The following is a 16,539-nucleotide window of genomic DNA, read 5'->3' on the forward strand; positions in this document are numbered from 1 at the left end:
CTTCCTGTTTTGCAGTGCTGGACTAATTGCGGACCAGGTTCACCCAGGTGAACCCGCCCGGAGCGACCGTGACGCCGCCGGAGTGGTCCTGGCCGTTGTGGTTGGGGTCCCGGGGAACGGGCCGGCCCTCGGCGTCAAACGCCTGCTGGCTCAAGTGGAAGCCCTGGGGCACATCGACTTTTCGATCCACGCTGTTGGGCGCCGCGCTGATGTAGAGCGTGGACGCGCCTCCGGAGCCGGAAACCGAAACCGAGGAGATCTGTGGCTGGAGCAGGACTCCGTCGATCGCGACGTCGCCGCCGGTCTTCCCCGAGATACTGCTCTCACCCGCGGGAAGGACCCCGTCCAGGGAGAACGGATACAGGATGCCGGGAGCCGCGGTAATGCCCTGTGCGCCGGCGCCGCCGTTCGGTGTGCTTCCGAGCGGTGCGCGCCCTGCCGTCCAGGATGCGGTTCCGGCGGCTTCGGGCCGTTGGTTCACGATGGGGTAGACATTCCGGTCCTGGTCCGCTGCCGGGACCGGAATCGTGAGGGATCCCCCGGCCTTGAGGGCCACGTAGGCCCCGCCGGACCAGTTGGCCTCCCCGGTCCACGCGGACGCAGGTTTGACGACGGCGCCGTTGGTGAACGATCCTGCCTCGGCTTCGGCCACCTTGAGCCCGTCGGTGCCCACGGTGTGGCTGATGCCCAGGGCTTTGGCCTTGAGCGCAGGATCGGCGTCCAGGGCAAGCATCGAGAGCAGGGTGTGGATGGTGGATTCGGCCCCGGAGTTGGGGTTGACGCGGCCGTCCGTTTCGATGCCGTCAATGGCGGTTCCGGTTGCGGGGTCGTAGGCGGGTTTGCCGCTGCGGTTGGCCCCGAAGTACCACCCGGCTGCCACCGCTGCGACGTCGAGCAACCCCGGGGCGTCCGCTGCTTTCGCCGTGGCCACGAGCCCCTCGACCCGGGAATCCACTCCGTAGGCAATCTGCGCTTCGCCGGGTACCGGGCTCCAGGCGTTGTCGGGCCCGCCAGCTGCGAGGAGCTGGGGGCTGAACTGGGCGGAATCCTTCACCGCCGCGTCCAGGAGATCCGGCCGCTGCAGCTGGGCAGACGCCGTGGCGACGGCGGCCGGGGCCATGCCGCCCCAGGCGTGCCACAGGGTCCTGGACTGGTTCCAGGGAAGGATCGCCCCATACGGCCACTGCCGGGTAGTTCCCGATGACATGGCAGCGATGCCCTCGGTGAGTTCCCGGAGTGCCCCGGTGGCGGCACCGTCCGCGGGTGCGGCCTTGGCGTATGCCGCAAGTCCCAGCACCGCCTCGGCCGACGCGTCCGCTCCGCCGGTGATCAGCCAGGCCGGAACCTTGGCGCCATCGGCGACGTCGTACTGCCCGTACTTGGCCAGGGACTGCCGGTTCAGTGACGCGACGGCGAGGTCCAGCCGGGACTGCAGGAACGCGGCGAACTGCGGGTCTGCGGACTTGAAGGCGGCGTACCCTTCGCCCAGCGCCCACACTGCACGCGCCAGCCAGTACGACTCGGCCGAGTCACTGGGGTCCGGGAGTTCCACCGGTTTAGCGCTCGGGGAGAGCGAGCCGTCGGGCTGCTGCCAGAGCACCACGTTGCCGGCGCTCGGGCCGGTGGTGGTCTGCAGGAACGTCAGCTCACGCAGTACCTCAAAGGCGTGGTCCCGGCTCGACGTGTCGCCGGTCTGTTGCCAATGCCGCAAGTAGACCACCGCCGTCCGCGCGATGTCGTCAGCATTGAAGGCCCCCTGGCTCCAATGCCCGGTCCCCGGGTCCAGCGTCCCGCCCCCGACGCGGCTGTAACTGCCGTCCGCCTTCTTGTTGGCGTAGGTCCACGGCGCCTGCGCGGCGGGCCGCTCACCGATCTGGTAGGTGGTGTGGCCCTCCACTGCCGTGAGCGGGACGGTGTCCAGCAGGAAGTCCAGATGGGCAAGATTGGCCAGCGGCGCCGGGGAAGCCGCGGCGGGGGCCGGCGCCGGGGCCGGCGCGGTGGCAGAGGCAACCCCCGCCCCGGCCAGGAGCACGGACAGGGCCGCGACGACGGCCACGGGAGCGGATTTCAGTCGTGCGGGAACAGCGGGGCGGGTCATGTCTAACTCCTGTAGCCGTGGGGCGGGGTTGCCGGGGGTGCGGAGTCGGCTAGACCCGGTCCAGCCTGGCGACGCCGATCTTCGAGTCAGCCATGCCGTAGAAGACGAACAACTGGTCACCGATCTTCTCGATGGCGGTGGGGAAGACAACGTTGGGCACGATGCCTGACGTTTCTTCCTGGGTTTCCGGAGCCAGAAGCGGCTTGGCGCTGCGGGCGATGACTTTGGAGGGGTCATCGGCGTCGAGGATCATGGCAGCGGCGGTGTAGTTGACGTTTTGTTGATGGTCAAAGGCCGACTTTTCCATTTTCCCGGAGACGCCGTGGTGGATCAGCAGCCAGCCTTCGTCGACCCGGATCGGGGCCGGTCCCCCGCCGATCTTGAGTTCCTCGAACGGGAACTCGCTGTACGCTACGGGCCGGTGTTTGGCCATGTGCACGAGGCTTCGGATGTCCTTTTCGACGTCTTCCACCGGAACATAGGAGATCCAGATGCCGGGGCGGTTGTCCGTGATGCCGGCCGGGAGGTGTTCCCCTTCCCCCTGTCGGATCCAGCCCAGGTCCCACATGGGACGGTGCAGCATCGCATAGGAAAGGACACCGTCCGGATCCTTGACCGGTTCCGGGAAGAAGACGGCATCCTTGTTCGCGAAAAGGTTCAGGTCCATGGAGAGATCGGCCTGGTACTCGAAGTGGCACGGTCCCAGGCGTGTCCAGTCGCGCAGGTCCCCGGAGCAGGCGAAGGCCAGGCGCGGGCCCAGCGGGCCATAGGCCACGTAGGTCATGAGGTGCTTGCCCAGCGAGGGCACCCACGTGGTCCGGGGATCCTCCGTGCCGGCGTTGTTCGTGCCGCGTTCCCAGCCTTCGTCGGGAGCCAGGACCACGCCTTCGCGTTCGACGCCGGTGGGTACGCCGTCCTCGATGATGACCCGGGCGATTCCGACCCGGGAGACATTGCCCTTCGCGACGAGCCGCGGCAGCAGGTAGAGCTCACCGTCGGGTCCCCGGCCGGAAGCCGGGTTGAGCACGCCCTCGGCTTCGAATTCGTTCCCGGCCTCCGGGGTCATGATGACGCCGGCCCGGGTGAGGGTGAACGGAACGGAGGGCAGTGTGGGGGAAGAGGAAGTCATAGGTGATTAGCCCTTTACGCTTGATCCGATATTGGTGGAAATGAATTGGCGTTGGAAGAAAATGAAGAGCGCGACGGCGGGCGCCGCGAGGACGCAGGCGCCGGCCAGGATGGCGCCGAACGGGTTTGCCGCCGTCGCCGCGATATTGGAGATGTAGTTCGCGAGTGAGACCGCCAGCGGCTGCAACGCCTGGTCTTTGGTGACCAGGAACGGCCAGAGGAACTCGTTCCAGGGACCAATGAAGGTCAGCAGGACCGCGGTGACGATCGCGGGCCGGACCAGGGGGATGGCGATCTGCCAGAGGATCCGCAGTTCGCTGGCCCCGTCGATCCGCGCCGCCTCGAACAAGGTGGAGGGCAGCTGCATGAAGTACTGCCGGAAGACGAAGACCGCCGTCGAGTTGATGGCGAACGGCAGGATCATGCCAAGGTAGTTGTCGCCCAGGCCGTAGTCGCGGACGATCATGACGTACAGCGGAATCAGCAGGAGCTGGAACGGCACCATCTGCACCAGCAGCATCATTCCGAAGACGACGCCGCGGCCGCGGAACTGCATCTGTGCCAGTGCGTAACCCACCAGCAGGCCAAAGATGACGGTGAACAGGATGACCCCGCCGGTGAAGATGCCCGAGTTGGCCAGCCCCTGCAACAGGTTGATGGAGCCGTTGATGTTGGTGTAATTTTCCCCGGTCAGGTTGCCCGGGTTGGGGAATGCGCCGCCCACCGAGGTGTCCGGGTTGGTCTGCAGCGAGCCGATGAACATGTAGTAGAAGGGGAACAGGAAGACGAACGCGCCGACGGCGAGCAGCAGGAAGCTGCCCATGCCAAGGCGCCGCCGCCTTTCCACGGCGCCTGTGCCGGTGTTCCTGACCCGCACGGGCCGCACCCCGCCGTCGTCCGGGGTTTTCAGTGGCTTTGCCAGGGACATCTCAGTCCTCCTTTCCGCCGACGAGGCGCTTCTGGATCAGGGCGATCAGCAGGACGCCGATCACCAGCACGACGCCCAGGGCGGCGGCGACGTCCGGGCTTCCCTGCAGGATCCCCTTCTGGTACATCAGGAACACCGGGGACGCGGAGGCTCCGTCCGGGCCGCCGCCGCCGGTCAGCAGGTAGGGCTCGGTGAAGAGGTTCGCACCCGTGATGGTGGCGAGCAGGGTGACCAGGACGGAAGCCGAGCGGACACCCGGCACGGTGATGTTCCAGAACTGGACCCACTTGTTCCCGCCGTCGACGGAGGCTGATTCGTACAGTTCATCGGGGATGTTCTGCAGCGCCGCAAGGTAGAGCAGGATGAAGAACCCCAGCTGCTTCCACGTCACATACAGGGCCACCGTTGGCATGGCCAGCCAGTTGTTGACCAGCCACGACGGGTTGGGTGCCAGCGGCCCCAACAGGGAGTTGACCAGGCCGCCTTGCTGGAACAGGAACAGCCAAACGCCGACGACGGCGACGCTGGCCGTCACGTAGGGGACGTAGTAGCTGACCCGGAAGAAGGTCCGCAATTTCTGCACCCGGTTCAGCGCGTTCGCGAGGACCAGGGACAGGCCCACGGTGAGCGGGACGTTGATGACCAGGAAGATGCCGATGTTGACGAACGAGCGCTGTACCGCCGGGTCCGAAAGAACGGTGATGTAGTTGTCCAGCCCGACGAACGGCCGGTCCACCTGCACGCCGGGGGCGGTGAAGAAGTACTGGTGGAAGGAGATCCAGACGGCGTAGCCCAGCGGGAAGGCCAGGACGCCGAGGACGTACACCACGTAGGGTGCGCTAAACAGGAGGCCCAGCGGCTGGCGGCCCAGGATGTTCTTGCGTTTCCCGGCACCGCCCGCCGGGTGGTCTGCCGCAGGGTCCTTCAGTGCAGCCGGGCTGCCTTTGATGGAGCGGAAGGACATGGGACAGTCCGTTACTTGGTGGCAGCCAGTTGGTTGATCTTGTCCGAGGCGGACTTGAACGCGTCATCGATGCTCTGGTTGCCGAAGATGACCGACTTGTTCCACGCGTCGCGGAAGGTCTGCCAGATCTGAACGGAGTTGGTGACGTTGGGGACCTCCACCGTGCGGCCGGCCTGGTCGGCGAAGTTCTTGTAGAGCGGGTTCTTGGTGAAGAAGTCAGCGTAGGTTGAGGTCAGGTCCTTGCGCATCGGCATTTGGCCGGTTTCCGAGAGGAGCTTGCCGTCTTCGTCCTTGCTGGTGGCGAACTTCAGTACCTCCCAGGCGGTGCCCTGGTTCTTGCAGGCCGAATAGATCGAGACGTTCTTCGCGTCGGAGAAGGTGTACGACTTGTCCTGCTGCTGGGCGCCCGGAATCGGCACCGCTCCCCAGTTCACCTTGTCCTTGTAGGAGGCGATGGCCCACGGACCGGCCAGCGCCATGGCGGACTTGCCCTCGGCGAAGGAGTCGCCCTGGTAGGTCTCCTTGGAGGCCAGGTCTTCCTTGTAGAGGCTCTCGAACATGCCGGCCACTTGCTTGCCCTGCTCGCTGTCGAAGGTGGATTTACCGTCCTTGATCAGCTGCGAGCCCTGCGTGTTGGCGGCGTAGAACGGGTAGAAATCGAACCAGGACTGGAAGTAGTCGCTGGCCGGGGACGGCCAGATCGCCTTCTGGGCGGCGCCGGACTTCACGAGCGTGCGGGACGCGTCCAGCAACTCCTGTTGCGTGCCCAGCTTCGGGTTCTCCGGGTCCAGGCCGGCCTTCTTGAACAGGTCCTTGTTGTAGAAGAGGACCACGGGGTTGGACTTCCACGGCAACTGGTAGGTCTTGCCGTCAGAAGACTTGTACTGGTCGGCCAGGTCGCCCGTGCGGTCCTTGATGTACTGGGCGCCGTCCGGGAAGGAGTCCAGCGGCACGAGTCCGCCCTGCTTCTGGAACTGCGGTACCGCTACAGGGGCCGTGTTGAACACCAGGCAGGGAGCGTTTCCGGCCGTGATGGCCGCCCCGATGGTTTCCTCTGAGCTCTTGCCGGCCGGGATTTCCTGGGCATCCACCTGCTGGTCCGGGTGCGCCGCGTTCCACGCAGCCACCATTTCCTTGCCCCACTTCACCTCGAACTCGTTGTTGGAGTACCAGATCTTGATGGGGCCTTTGGCCGTCGTGGCCGACGACGCGTCCGAGCCCCCGCCGGCCTGGCTGCCGCAGCCGGCCAGGCCGGCGCCCATGATGGTGAGGGCGGCCACGGACAGTAGGCGCGTGGCAGTGGTAATGCGCTTCATTGCGACTCCTTGGGGAGGGATTTAAGGGGGTTCAGGGTAGTGGGACGTTGTGGTGTCAGGAACTGCGGAGCGGTCCCGTGGGGTCGGCAGGGGCCGGCCCGGTGGAGGCCCTGACGATCAGCCGGGGCGAAGGAAGCGTGATGTCCTCCACGCCGCGGGAGCCGGCAAGCTGATTCAGCATGAGCTGGGCGGAAGCCCGGCCCCACAGCATTGGATCTGTTGCAAGCGTGGTCAGCGGCGGATTCAAGTACTTCGTGAATTCCGCATTGTCATAGCCGGTGATGGACAGGTCGCCCGGGACGCTGAGGCCCATGGACTGCGCGTAGGATTGCCCGGCCGTGGCCATCAGGTCATTGGCGTACACGATGGCCGTGGGCCGGTCGGGCCTCCGCAGCAGGTCCGCGGTGGCCGCGACGCCGCCGGCAGCGGTGAAGTCGGCAGCGGCAAAGAGGTCCGGTTGGAGGCCGGCGCCCTCAAGGGCATCCTCCCAGGCTTGGCGCCGGCTGCGGCCGTGGATGTATTCCTGGGCGCCGCCCACATGGGCTATGCGGCTGTGGCCAAGTCCAATCAGGTGTTCGACGGCGGCCACGATGCCTTCCGACTCGTCGACAGACACCGCCGGGAACGGTGACGCCGCGTCCGGCCGGTTCAGCGTGACGGCGGGAAGCTTGAGTTCGAGCATCAGCGCGATCCGGGAGTCGTCGTGGCGGACGTCCGTGAGGATGAAGCCGTCAACCCTGCCGTTGTCGGCCAGCTTCCGGTAGCAGCGTTCCTCGGCACCTGGCGCGGTGGCGACACTGAGGACGAGCGCATACTCGTGCTCGGCCAAGGCTGTTTCGATGCCCGCTATGAAGGCCGGAAAGAAGGGGTCGGTTCCCAGCAGCAACGGATCCCTTGCAACAACGAGGCCCAGCGCGTACGCCTTCGACGAAGACAAGCCCTTGGCCCGGAGGTTTGGCGTCCACCCGAGTTCTTTTGCCACCCTGAGGATCCGGTCACGGGTCTCCTGGCTGACTCCCGGCTGGCCGTTCAAGGCATACGAGACCGCTCCCTTGCTCACTCCGGCCGCTTGCGCAACGTCGTTGATGGTCACTGTCATGTCTGCCTCAAATGCCTGGTGATCTGGATCACTGAACCGGTTTTGTTGTATTCACTAAACCGGTTCAGCTGATATCTGTCAAGGGGCGGGGCGCGGAAAGATTATGGCCGGTGCCGCAATGGAGGCTTTATTCGGGGCGCAGGAAAGGTGGCCCCCGGCCGGCCCAGGCGGGGAGCGGTGCAGGGGTTTGGGCTACAGCACGCTGCGGATGGCCTGCTCGAAACTGGTGACGTGCTCCAGGGCGAGCTTGCCCGCCCGGTCGGAATCGCCGTCGGCCACTGCCTCAAGCAGTTCCACATGCTCGGCGATGTGTTCCGCCACGGACGGGACTTTTTCCAGCACCATGCACCAAATGCGGGTGGCCAGGTTGTCGTAGCGGATCAGGACGTCTTCGAGGTGGGTGTTGGCCGCTGCGCGGTAGATCAAGCGGTGCACCTTGATGTCATAGCGCATGAGGTCATAGGGGTCCTCGGCGCCGCCCATGGTGGCGATCGCGGCGGCGGTGTCGCGGATTTCCTTGCGCAGCGCCGGGGAGGCCAGCTTGGCGGCGCGGCGCGCGGCCAGTGGTTCCAGGGACTCGCGGAGCTCGGAGACGTCAGCGAGTTCGGTGATGTCGACGACGGTGGCGAACGTTCCGCGGCGGGGGTACGAGACCACCAGGTGGTCGCCTTCCAGGCGCTTGAGCGCTTCGCGCACCGGCGTGCGGCCGATCCCGAGCTCCGCGGCCAGCTTGCCGTCGTTGATGGCCTCCCCGGGCCTGATGTCGAGCATGATGAGCCGGTCCCGAAGGTGCCGGTAGGCCTGCTCTGCGAGCGAGAGGTCGCCTTCGCCGGCCAGCTGGTTCTCTGTCATTACGCTCATTGCGAGCTCTCCCAAGGTAGCTATTGACTGCCGCGTGATCTACAACATACTATTACGTCAGTTCTAATATATCAGTTACAGATCAGTTATGGATCAGTAGCTCCGAAGGGCTTAGAAGGAGAACAATGCAGGACGTACTGAACGCCTCGCTCGCCACGGTGGACGCCGACGTCGCCGCCGCCGTCGCGCAGGAACTGCACCGCCAGCAGTCCACCCTGGAAATGATCGCGTCGGAGAACTTTGCTCCGGCCTCCGTAATGGAAGCCCAGGGCTCGGTGCTGACCAACAAGTACGCCGAGGGCTACCCGGGCAAGCGCTACTACGGCGGCTGCGAGCACGTGGACGTCATCGAGCAGCTCGCCATCGACCGCGTCAAGGCCCTGTTCGGCGCCGAATTCGCCAACGTCCAGCCGCACTCCGGCGCGCAGGCCAACGCCGCCGCCATGTTCGCCCTGCTCAACCCCGGCGACACCATCCTGGGCCTGTCCCTGGCCCACGGCGGCCACCTCACCCACGGCATGAAGATCAACTTCTCCGGCAAGCTGTACAACGTGGTGCCTTACCACGTCCGCGAATCGGATCTCCGCATCGATATGGCAGAGGTGGAAGCGCTGGCGCTGGAACACAAGCCCAAGCTGATCGTGGCCGGCTGGTCGGCCTACTCACGCCAGCTGGACTTCGCCGAATTCCGCCGCATCGCAGACCTCGTGGGCGCGTACCTGATGGTGGACATGGCCCACTTCGCCGGCCTGGTGGCCGCGGGGCTGCACCCCAACCCCGTCCCCTACGCGGACGTGGTCACCACCACCACGCACAAGACCCTCGGCGGTCCACGCGGCGGCGTCATCCTGGCCAAGGAGGAATACGCCAAGAAGATCAACAGCGCCGTGTTCCCCGGCCAGCAGGGCGGCCCCCTGGAGCACGTCGTCGCCGCCAAGGCCGTGGCCTTCAAGCTCGCCGCCGCCCCTGAATTCAAGGAACGCCAGGAACGCGTCCTGCAGGGCGCCAAGCTGCTTGCCGAACGCCTGCTCCAGCCCGACGTCCAGGCCGCCGGGATCTCGGTGGTCAACGGTGGCACCGACGTCCACCTGGTCCTGGTGGATCTCCGCCACTCCGAACTGGACGGCCAGCAGGGTGAAGACGCCCTTCACAAGATCGGCATCACCGTCAACCGCAACGCCGTCCCGTTCGATCCCCGCCCGCCGATGGTGTCCTCCGGCCTCCGGATCGGCACCCCGGCACTGGCCGCCCGCGGCTTCGGCGCCGCCGAGTTCACCGAAGTGGCCGACATCATCGCCTTGGCGCTGATCGCCTCCGCCGGCACGGGCACCCTGCCCGGGGACACCGCCGTCGAACTCCGCGAACGGGTGACGGCCCTTGCCAACGCCTTCCCCCTCTACCCCCACCTCACCGCCGATGCCGGCCTGGCCGGCGCTGAAGCAGACCTGATTGGAGCCGCCCAGTGAGCACCCAGCACCTTCCGGAACACCCGGACTTCCTCTGGCGGAACCCGGAACCCAAGTCCTCCTACGACGCCGTGATCGTTGGCGGCGGCGGGCACGGGCTCGCCACCGCCTACTTCCTGGCCAAGAACCACGGGATGACCAACATCGCCGTCCTGGAAAAGGGCTGGCTGGCCGGCGGCAACATGGCACGGAACACCACCATCATCCGCTCCAACTACCTCTGGGACGAGAGCGCCGCCATCTACGAGCACGCCCTCAAGCTGTGGGAAATCCTGCCCGAGGAGCTCGAATACGACTTCCTCTTCAGCCAGCGCGGCGTGATGAACCTGGCCCACACCCTGGGCGACGTGCGCGAAAGCATCCGCCGCGTGGGCGCCAACAAGCTCAACGGCGTGGACGCCGAATGGCTGGACCCCCAGCAGGTCAAGGAACTCTGCCCCATCCTGAACATCCGCGACAACATCCGCTACCCCGTCATGGGCGCCACCTACCAGCCGCGCGCCGGCATCGCCAAGCACGACCACGTGGCATGGGCCTTCGCCCGCAAGTGCGACGAAATGGGCGTGGACATCATCCAGAACTGCGAAGTCACCGGCTTCCTCAAGGACGGCGACCGGGTGGTGGGCGTCAAGACCAACCGCGGCACCATCAACACTGAAAAGGTGGGCCTCTGCGCCGCCGGCCACAGCTCGGTGCTGGCAGAGATGGCCGGCTTCCAGCTGCCCATCCAGTCCCACCCGCTGCAGGCACTGGTGTCGGAACTGCACGAACCGGTCCACCCCACGGTGGTCATGTCCAACCACGTGCACGTCTACGTCTCCCAGGCGCACAAGGGCGAACTGGTGATGGGCGCCGGCGTCGACTCCTACAACGGCTACGGCCAGCGTGGCTCCTTCCACGTGATCGAGCAGCAGATGGCGGCCGCCGTGGAGCTCTTCCCCATCTTTGCCCGGGCCCATGTGCTCCGGACCTGGGGCGGCATCGTGGACACCACCCTGGACGCTTCCCCGATCGTTGGCCTGACCCCGGTGGAGAACATGTTCGTGAACTGCGGCTGGGGGACCGGCGGGTTCAAGGGAACCCCAGCGGCCGGCATGACCTTCGCGCACACCATCGCCACCGGCACCCCGCACCGGCTGAACAAGCCGTTCTCGCTGGAACGCTTCGAAACCGGCGCGCTCATCGACGAACACGGCGCCGCCGCCGTGGCCCACTAGCCGCCGCCACCAGAAAAGGACTTACGCACATGCTGCTGATCCCATGCCCCAACTGCGGCCCGCGGGACGAAACCGAATTCCACTACGGGGGACAGGCCCACGTGCCCTACCCGGAGAACCCGAACGAACTGACCGACACTGAGTGGTCCCGCTACCTCTTCTACCGGGAGAACCCGAAAGGCATCTTCGCCGAACGCTGGGTCCACAGCACGGGCTGCCGCCAGTGGTTCAACATGCTCCGCGACACCGTGAGCTACGACATCCAGGCGATCTACCCGATGGGTACGCGCCGGCCGGACCTTGCCGCTGACCCGGCCGCCGAGGCAGGCACTGCCAGCCTCGCCGCGGACAGCACCACCACCGGAACCGCAGCACCCAGCCTCGGTGCAACCAGCCTTGCCGCAAGCACCACGCCCGGCACCACCACTGCCCCGGAAGGAGCCACCAAGTGACCTCGCAGAACGCCCGCCTGGCAACCGGCGGCCGCATCGACCGCACCATCTCCTGGCGCTTCACCGTGGACGGCGAAGAATTCACCGGCCACCCCGGCGACACCCTGGCCTCGGCATTGCTCGCCAACGGCCGCATCGCCGCAGGTAACTCGCTCTACGAGGACCGCGCCCGAGGCATCATGTCCGCCGGTGTGGAAGAGGCCAACGCGCTGGTCCGCATCGAGGCCCGCTTCCCAGGCCACGTCGCCGAATCCATGCTTCCCGCCACCACCGTGTCCCTGGTGGACGGGCTCAAGGCCACCCTGCTCAACGGCCTGGGCAAGCTGGACCCTGAGGATGACCGCGCCGAGTACGACAAGAAGTACGTCCACACCGACGTGCTGGTGGTCGGTGGCGGCCCCGCCGGACTCGCCGCGGCCCGCGAAGCAGTCCGCACCGGCGCCCGCGTGATGCTGCTGGATGACCAGCCCGAACTGGGCGGCTCGCTGCTCTCCGGCTCCACCGCTCCCGGCCTGGCCGAGACCATCGAGGGCAAACCCGCCCTGGAGTGGGTGGCCGACGTCGAGGCTGAACTGGTCTCAGGTGCGGAATCCACCGTCCTGAACCGAACCACCGCCTTCGGCGCCTACGACGCCAACTACGTCATCGCGGTCCAGAACCGCACCGACCACCTCTCCAACCCCGCAGCCCCCGGCGTGTCCCGGCAGCGGATTTGGCACATCCGTGCCAACCAGGTGGTGCTGGCCCCCGGCGCCCACGAGCGTCCCCTGGTGTTCGAGAACAACGACCGCCCAGGGATCATGCTCGCCTCCGCCGTGCGCAGCTACCTCAACCGGTACGGCGTTGCCGCCGGCAAGCGCGTGGCCATCAGCACCACCAACGACAGTGCCTACGCCGTGGCAGCCGACCTCGCCGCCGCAGGCGTCAAGGTTGCTGCAGTCGTGGACGCCCGTCCTGCGCTGACCGCCGCGGCAACCGCCGCCGTCGAATCCGGAATCCGGGTCCTGATCGGCAGCGCGGTGGCCAACACCTCCGCCGACACGTCAGGCCGCCTGGACGGCGTCACCGTCCGGAGCATCAACGACGACGGCGAGCTCACCTCCGGCGTCGAGCAGATCGCCGCAGACCTGCTGGCAGTCTCCGGCGGCTGGAGCCCGCTGGTCCACCTGCACTCCCAGCGGCAGGGCAAGCTGCGCTGGGACGACGACCTCGCCGCCTTCGTCCCCAGCACCGAAGTGCCCAACCAGCAGACCATCGGCTCCGGCCGTGGCTCCTTCGCCACGACGGACTGCCTCGCCGAGGGCGTCTCCGCCGGTGCACGGGCGGCCATCGCTGCGGGCTTCGAATCCGGCGTCGAACCGTCCCCGTTCGGTGAGCCCAAGGCCGCCGCGCCCACCCGCCAGCTCTGGCTGGTGCCGGGCGAGAACGGCACCCCTGACGACTGGCACCACCACTTCGTGGACTTCCAGCGCGACCAGTCCGTGGCCGATGTGCTGCGCTCCACCGGGGCCGGCATGCGCTCCGTGGAGCACATCAAGCGGTACACCTCCATCAGCACCGCCAACGACCAGGGCAAGACCTCCGGCGTCAACGCGATCGGCGTCATCGCCGCCGCACTCCGCACCGCAGGGGAAGCCTCCCGAGGCATCGGCGACATCGGCACCACCACCTACCGCGCACCGTTTACCCCGGTGGCCTTCGCAGCACTGGCCGGACGCCAGCGCGGCGAACTGTTCGACCCCGCCCGCATCACCTCCATCCACCCCTGGCATGTGGCCAAGGGCGCGCTCTTCGAGGACGTCGGGCAGTGGAAGCGGCCCTGGTACTACCCGCAGGACGGGGAGGACATGGACGCCGCCGTGCTGCGCGAATGTGCCGCCGTCCGCGAGTCCGTGGGCTTCATGGATGCCACCACGCTGGGCAAGATCGAGATCCGCGGCAAGGACGCGGGGGAGTTCCTGAACCGGATGTACACCAACGCGTTCAAGAAGCTCGCCCCGGGCTCGGCCCGCTACGGCGTGATGTGCACCCCGGACGGCATGATTTTCGACGACGGCGTGACCCTCCGCGTGGACGACGACACCTACTTCATGACCACCACCACCGGCGGTGCCGCCAAGGTGCTCGACTGGCTGGAAGAATGGCTGCAGACCGAGTGGCCGGAACTGGACGTCAAGTGCACCTCGGTGACCGAACAGTGGAGCACCATTGCCGTCGTCGGTCCCAAGTCCCGTGAAGTCATCGCCAAGGTTGCACCGGAACTGGCAGCCAACGGCGGCCTGGACGCCGAGGCATTCCCGTTCATGACCTTCCGCGAAACCACCCTCGCCTCCGGCGTCCGTGCCCGGATCTGCCGGATCTCGTTCTCCGGCGAACTGGCCTACGAGATCAACATCCCGGCCTGGTACGGGCTGAACACCTGGGAAGCCGTGGCCGCCGCCGGAGCCGAGTTCAACATCACCCCGTACGGCACCGAAACCATGCACGTGCTGCGCGCCGAAAAGGGCTACCCGATCGTCGGGCAGGACACGGACGGCACCGTCACCCCGCAGGACGCCGGCATGGAGTGGATCGTTTCCAAGGCCAAGGACTTCATTGGCAAGCGCTCGTACTCACGCGCCGATTCCAGCCGCGAGGACCGCAAGCACCTGGTCAGCGTCCTTCCCGTCGACGGAACGCTCCGGCTGCCCGAAGGCACCCAGCTGGTGGAAAAGGGACGCTCCACCAACCCGGCCTACGGGCCGGTGCCGATGGAAGGCTTCGTCACCTCCAGCTACCACAGCGCAGCGCTGGGCAGGTCCTTCGGCCTGGCCCTGATCAAGAACGGCCGCAACCGCATCGGCGAAACCCTGGTGGCCGCCGCCGGCGACCAGCTGGTGGACGTGGTTGTTGCGGAAACAGTGCTTTTTGACCCAGAAGGGACCCGTAAAGATGGCTGAAACAGCAGCATCCCCCACCCAGAGCTCCGCAGAGCAGAACCTCTCGGCACGCGTCAGCCCGGCACGCCAGCTGGCGGAAGCCTTCACCGCCGGCTCCCTGGCCGGCACCGTCGAGCTGTCCGAGCTCCCCTTCCTGACCATGGTGGGGCTCCGGGCAGACGCCGGCTCGGAAACGGCACAGCGGCTGGCCGCCGCCACCGGCGGACTGCCCGCAGGCTCCGGAGCTGTGGCAACCTCAGGGGACATCTCAGTCCTCTGGCTGGGGCCCTCCGAGTTTCTGGTAGTGGCACCCACCGAGGCGCATGAATCCCTTGGCGGGGACCTGATCCCGGCCCTCCGGGAGGCGCTGGGCAACGACGCAGGCCAGGTGGTGGACCTTTCCGCCAACCGCACCACGTTCGAACTGGTTGGCCCCCGGGCCCGCGCCGTCCTGGAAAAAGGCTGCTCGCTGGACCTGCACCCCCGGGTGTTCAAGGCCGGCACCGCCTTCTCCACCGAAATTGCGAACATTCCCGCCATGCTCTGGAAGACCGGTGAGGACTCCTTCCGGATCTTCCCCCGGGCATCGTTCGCCGAGTTCCTGGGCCGGTGGCTCCTGGACGCCATGCGGGAGTACGCCTCACCCGAGGTCCCCTGATGGCGCTCAGCGTCCTTGACCTGTTCTCTGTTGGCATCGGGCCCTCGTCGTCACACACGGTGGGCCCGATGCGGGCGGCCAAGCTCTTCGCCGATGGCCTGAAGGGCGACGGCCATCTGGCCTCCACCGTGCGCGTCCAGTCGGAACTTTTTGGTTCCCTGGGCGCCACGGGGCGCGGCCACGGCTCCGACAAAGCGGTGGTCCTGGGCCTGCAGGGCCTGGAGCCCGAAACGGTCAACACGTTCACCGCCGACGACCAAGTGGCCGCAGCGGCCCTGAACGCCGAGCTGCAGATCGCCGGCAGCCACCGCGTGGACTTCAACTGGGAAGAGGACGTGGTGCTGCACCGCCGCAAGTCCCTTCCCGCGCACCCCAACGGCATGACCTTCCGCGCCCTCGACCACACCGGCGCCGTGCTCAGCGAACGGAGCTACTACTCCATTGGCGGCGGCTTCGTGGTGGACGGCGACGCCGAAGGCGCGGACAAGGTGGTGGCGGACGACACCGTGCTGCCCTACCCGTTCGCCACGGCGGACGAGCTCCTGCAGATCTGCAGCCGCGAGGGCATGTCCATCTCCGATGTCATGCTCGCCAACGAACTCACCTGGCACAGCGAAGCAGAACTGCGGGAGCAGCTGCTGGGGCTCTGGGCCGTCATGCGCGAATGCGTGGAGAACGGCTGCAACGCCGAGGGCATCCTGCCTGGCGGCCTCAAGGTTCCCCGGCGCGCACCCGCGCTGTTCCGTACCCTGACGGCGTCCGCTGCGGCAACGGCGGAGGCCTCCGCCCAGGCGGCGGCAGCAACGCCGTCGCCAGTCCAGGCCCCGGCGGACCCGTTGCTGGCGATGGAATGGGTCAACCTCTTCGCGCTCGCCGTGAACGAGGAGAACGCCGCCGGCGGGCGGATCGTCACCGCTCCCACCAACGGCGCGGCCGGGATCGTCCCGGCCGTCCTGCACTACTACGTGAAGTTTGTTCCAGGAGCCGACGACGACGGCGTGGTCCGCTTCCTGCTCGCGGCGGCCGCCGTGGGAATCCTGTTCAAGACAAACGCCTCCATCTCCGGCGCCGAAGTGGGGTGCCAGGGTGAGGTGGGCTCCGCCTGTTCGATGGCCGCCGCCGGGCTCTGCGAAGTGCTCGGCGGAACGCCCGCCCAGGTGGAGAACGCCGCGGAGGTGGGGATCGAGCACAACCTGGGCCTGACCTGCGATCCCGTGGGCGGCCTGGTGCAGATCCCCTGCATCGAGCGGAACGCGATCGCCAGCGTAAAGGCGATCAACGCAGCCCGGCTGGCCCTGCACGGGGACGGCAGCCACAAGGTCTCGCTGGACAAGGCCATCAAGACCATGCGCGACACCGGAGCCGACATGAAAACGAAGTACAAGGAAACCTCCCGAGGAGGACTCGCCGTGAATGTGATCGAGTGCTGAAGCC

The 16,539-nt window shown here is 66.9% G+C and carries 13 protein-coding genes; 6 read left to right on the forward strand and 7 right to left on the reverse strand.

The window, feature by feature from the left end; translation table 11 throughout:
• Positions 1-22 precede the first annotated feature (22 nt).
• From ACFVVC_RS08945 to ACFVVC_RS08975, 7 genes are all read right to left on the reverse strand, one after another.
• Positions 23-2,098 carry a hypothetical protein gene (locus ACFVVC_RS08945; RefSeq protein ID WP_387451530.1) on the reverse strand — a complete coding sequence of 692 codons (2,076 nt, stop codon included), beginning with the start codon at positions 2,096-2,098 and terminating at the stop codon, positions 23-25.
• 49 nt (positions 2,099-2,147) lie between these two features.
• Positions 2,148-3,227: a glycosidase gene (locus tag ACFVVC_RS08950; protein WP_387451533.1), complete on the reverse strand. Its 1,080-nt coding sequence runs from the start codon at positions 3,225-3,227 to the stop codon at positions 2,148-2,150.
• A gap of 6 nt (positions 3,228-3,233) precedes the next feature.
• A complete protein-coding gene (locus tag ACFVVC_RS08955) occupies positions 3,234-4,049 on the reverse strand; it encodes a carbohydrate ABC transporter permease (protein WP_387451910.1) in 816 nt (271 codons plus the stop codon).
• Between the two features lie 106 nt (positions 4,050-4,155).
• The gene (locus ACFVVC_RS08960) at positions 4,156-5,118 is read right to left on the reverse strand and encodes a carbohydrate ABC transporter permease (RefSeq protein ID WP_387451536.1); all 963 of its coding nucleotides are present in this window, start codon (positions 5,116-5,118) and stop codon (positions 4,156-4,158) included.
• Between the two features lie 11 nt (positions 5,119-5,129).
• Positions 5,130-6,434: an extracellular solute-binding protein gene (locus ACFVVC_RS08965; protein WP_387451539.1), complete on the reverse strand. Its 1,305-nt coding sequence runs from the start codon at positions 6,432-6,434 to the stop codon at positions 5,130-5,132.
• A gap of 55 nt (positions 6,435-6,489) precedes the next feature.
• Positions 6,490-7,533 carry a LacI family DNA-binding transcriptional regulator gene (locus ACFVVC_RS08970; RefSeq protein ID WP_387451542.1) on the reverse strand — a complete coding sequence of 348 codons (1,044 nt, stop codon included), beginning with the start codon at positions 7,531-7,533 and terminating at the stop codon, positions 6,490-6,492.
• Between the two features lie 192 nt (positions 7,534-7,725).
• Positions 7,726-8,385: a GntR family transcriptional regulator gene (locus ACFVVC_RS08975; protein WP_387451913.1), complete on the reverse strand. Its 660-nt coding sequence runs from the start codon at positions 8,383-8,385 to the stop codon at positions 7,726-7,728.
• Between the two features lie 134 nt (positions 8,386-8,519).
• Here ACFVVC_RS08975 and glyA point away from each other — a divergent pair, with 134 nt between their 5' ends.
• The 6 genes from glyA to ACFVVC_RS09005 are packed head-to-tail and all read left to right on the forward strand — an operon-like array spanning position 8,520 to position 16,535.
• Positions 8,520-9,860, forward strand: coding sequence for a serine hydroxymethyltransferase (gene glyA, locus ACFVVC_RS08980; RefSeq protein WP_387451545.1), 1,341 nt, complete (start codon positions 8,520-8,522; stop codon positions 9,858-9,860).
• A complete protein-coding gene (locus tag ACFVVC_RS08985) occupies positions 9,857-11,077 on the forward strand; it encodes a sarcosine oxidase subunit beta family protein (protein ID WP_018760771.1) in 1,221 nt (406 codons plus the stop codon). The genes glyA and ACFVVC_RS08985 overlap by 4 nt, the downstream gene beginning before the upstream one ends.
• A 29-nt stretch (positions 11,078-11,106) precedes the next feature.
• Positions 11,107-11,529 carry a sarcosine oxidase subunit delta gene (locus ACFVVC_RS08990; protein WP_387451549.1) on the forward strand — a complete coding sequence of 141 codons (423 nt, stop codon included), beginning with the start codon at positions 11,107-11,109 and terminating at the stop codon, positions 11,527-11,529.
• Positions 11,526-14,468 (forward strand): sarcosine oxidase subunit alpha family protein, encoded by a 2,943-nt coding sequence (locus ACFVVC_RS08995; RefSeq protein ID WP_387451551.1) that lies wholly within the window; start codon positions 11,526-11,528, stop codon positions 14,466-14,468. The genes ACFVVC_RS08990 and ACFVVC_RS08995 overlap by 4 nt, the downstream gene beginning before the upstream one ends.
• The gene (locus ACFVVC_RS09000; RefSeq protein ID WP_387451554.1) at positions 14,461-15,105 is read left to right on the forward strand and encodes a sarcosine oxidase subunit gamma; all 645 of its coding nucleotides are present in this window, start codon (positions 14,461-14,463) and stop codon (positions 15,103-15,105) included. The genes ACFVVC_RS08995 and ACFVVC_RS09000 overlap by 8 nt, the downstream gene beginning before the upstream one ends.
• The gene (locus ACFVVC_RS09005) at positions 15,105-16,535 is read left to right on the forward strand and encodes an L-serine ammonia-lyase (RefSeq protein ID WP_387451557.1); all 1,431 of its coding nucleotides are present in this window, start codon (positions 15,105-15,107) and stop codon (positions 16,533-16,535) included. Before ACFVVC_RS09000 ends, ACFVVC_RS09005 begins: the two co-directional genes overlap by 1 nt.
• Positions 16,536-16,539: the final 4 nt, after the last annotated feature.

Origin of the sequence: Pseudarthrobacter sp. NPDC058196, assembly GCF_042882685.1 — a bacterium.
GTDB lineage: Bacteria > Actinomycetota > Actinomycetes > Actinomycetales > Micrococcaceae > Arthrobacter.

Coding starts and splice junctions, on each gene's coding strand:
- ACFVVC_RS08970 (WP_387451542.1), bottom strand. CDS start 7,533: ATGACAGTGACCATCAACGACGTTGCGCAAGCGGCCGGAGTGAGCAAG.
- ACFVVC_RS08955 (WP_387451910.1), bottom strand. CDS start 4,049: ATGGGCAGCTTCCTGCTGCTCGCCGTCGGCGCGTTCGTCTTCCTGTTC.
- ACFVVC_RS08965 (WP_387451539.1), bottom strand. CDS start 6,434: ATGAAGCGCATTACCACTGCCACGCGCCTACTGTCCGTGGCCGCCCTC.
- ACFVVC_RS08975 (WP_387451913.1), bottom strand. CDS start 8,385: ATGACAGAGAACCAGCTGGCCGGCGAAGGCGACCTCTCGCTCGCAGAG.
- ACFVVC_RS08990 (WP_387451549.1), top strand. CDS start 11,107: ATGCTGCTGATCCCATGCCCCAACTGCGGCCCGCGGGACGAAACCGAA.
- ACFVVC_RS08960 (WP_387451536.1), bottom strand. CDS start 5,118: ATGTCCTTCCGCTCCATCAAAGGCAGCCCGGCTGCACTGAAGGACCCT.
- glyA (WP_387451545.1), top strand. CDS start 8,520: ATGCAGGACGTACTGAACGCCTCGCTCGCCACGGTGGACGCCGACGTC.
- ACFVVC_RS08950 (WP_387451533.1), bottom strand. CDS start 3,227: ATGACTTCCTCTTCCCCCACACTGCCCTCCGTTCCGTTCACCCTCACC.
- ACFVVC_RS09000 (WP_387451554.1), top strand. CDS start 14,461: ATGGCTGAAACAGCAGCATCCCCCACCCAGAGCTCCGCAGAGCAGAAC.
- ACFVVC_RS08945 (WP_387451530.1), bottom strand. CDS start 2,098: ATGACCCGCCCCGCTGTTCCCGCACGACTGAAATCCGCTCCCGTGGCC.
- ACFVVC_RS09005 (WP_387451557.1), top strand. CDS start 15,105: ATGGCGCTCAGCGTCCTTGACCTGTTCTCTGTTGGCATCGGGCCCTCG.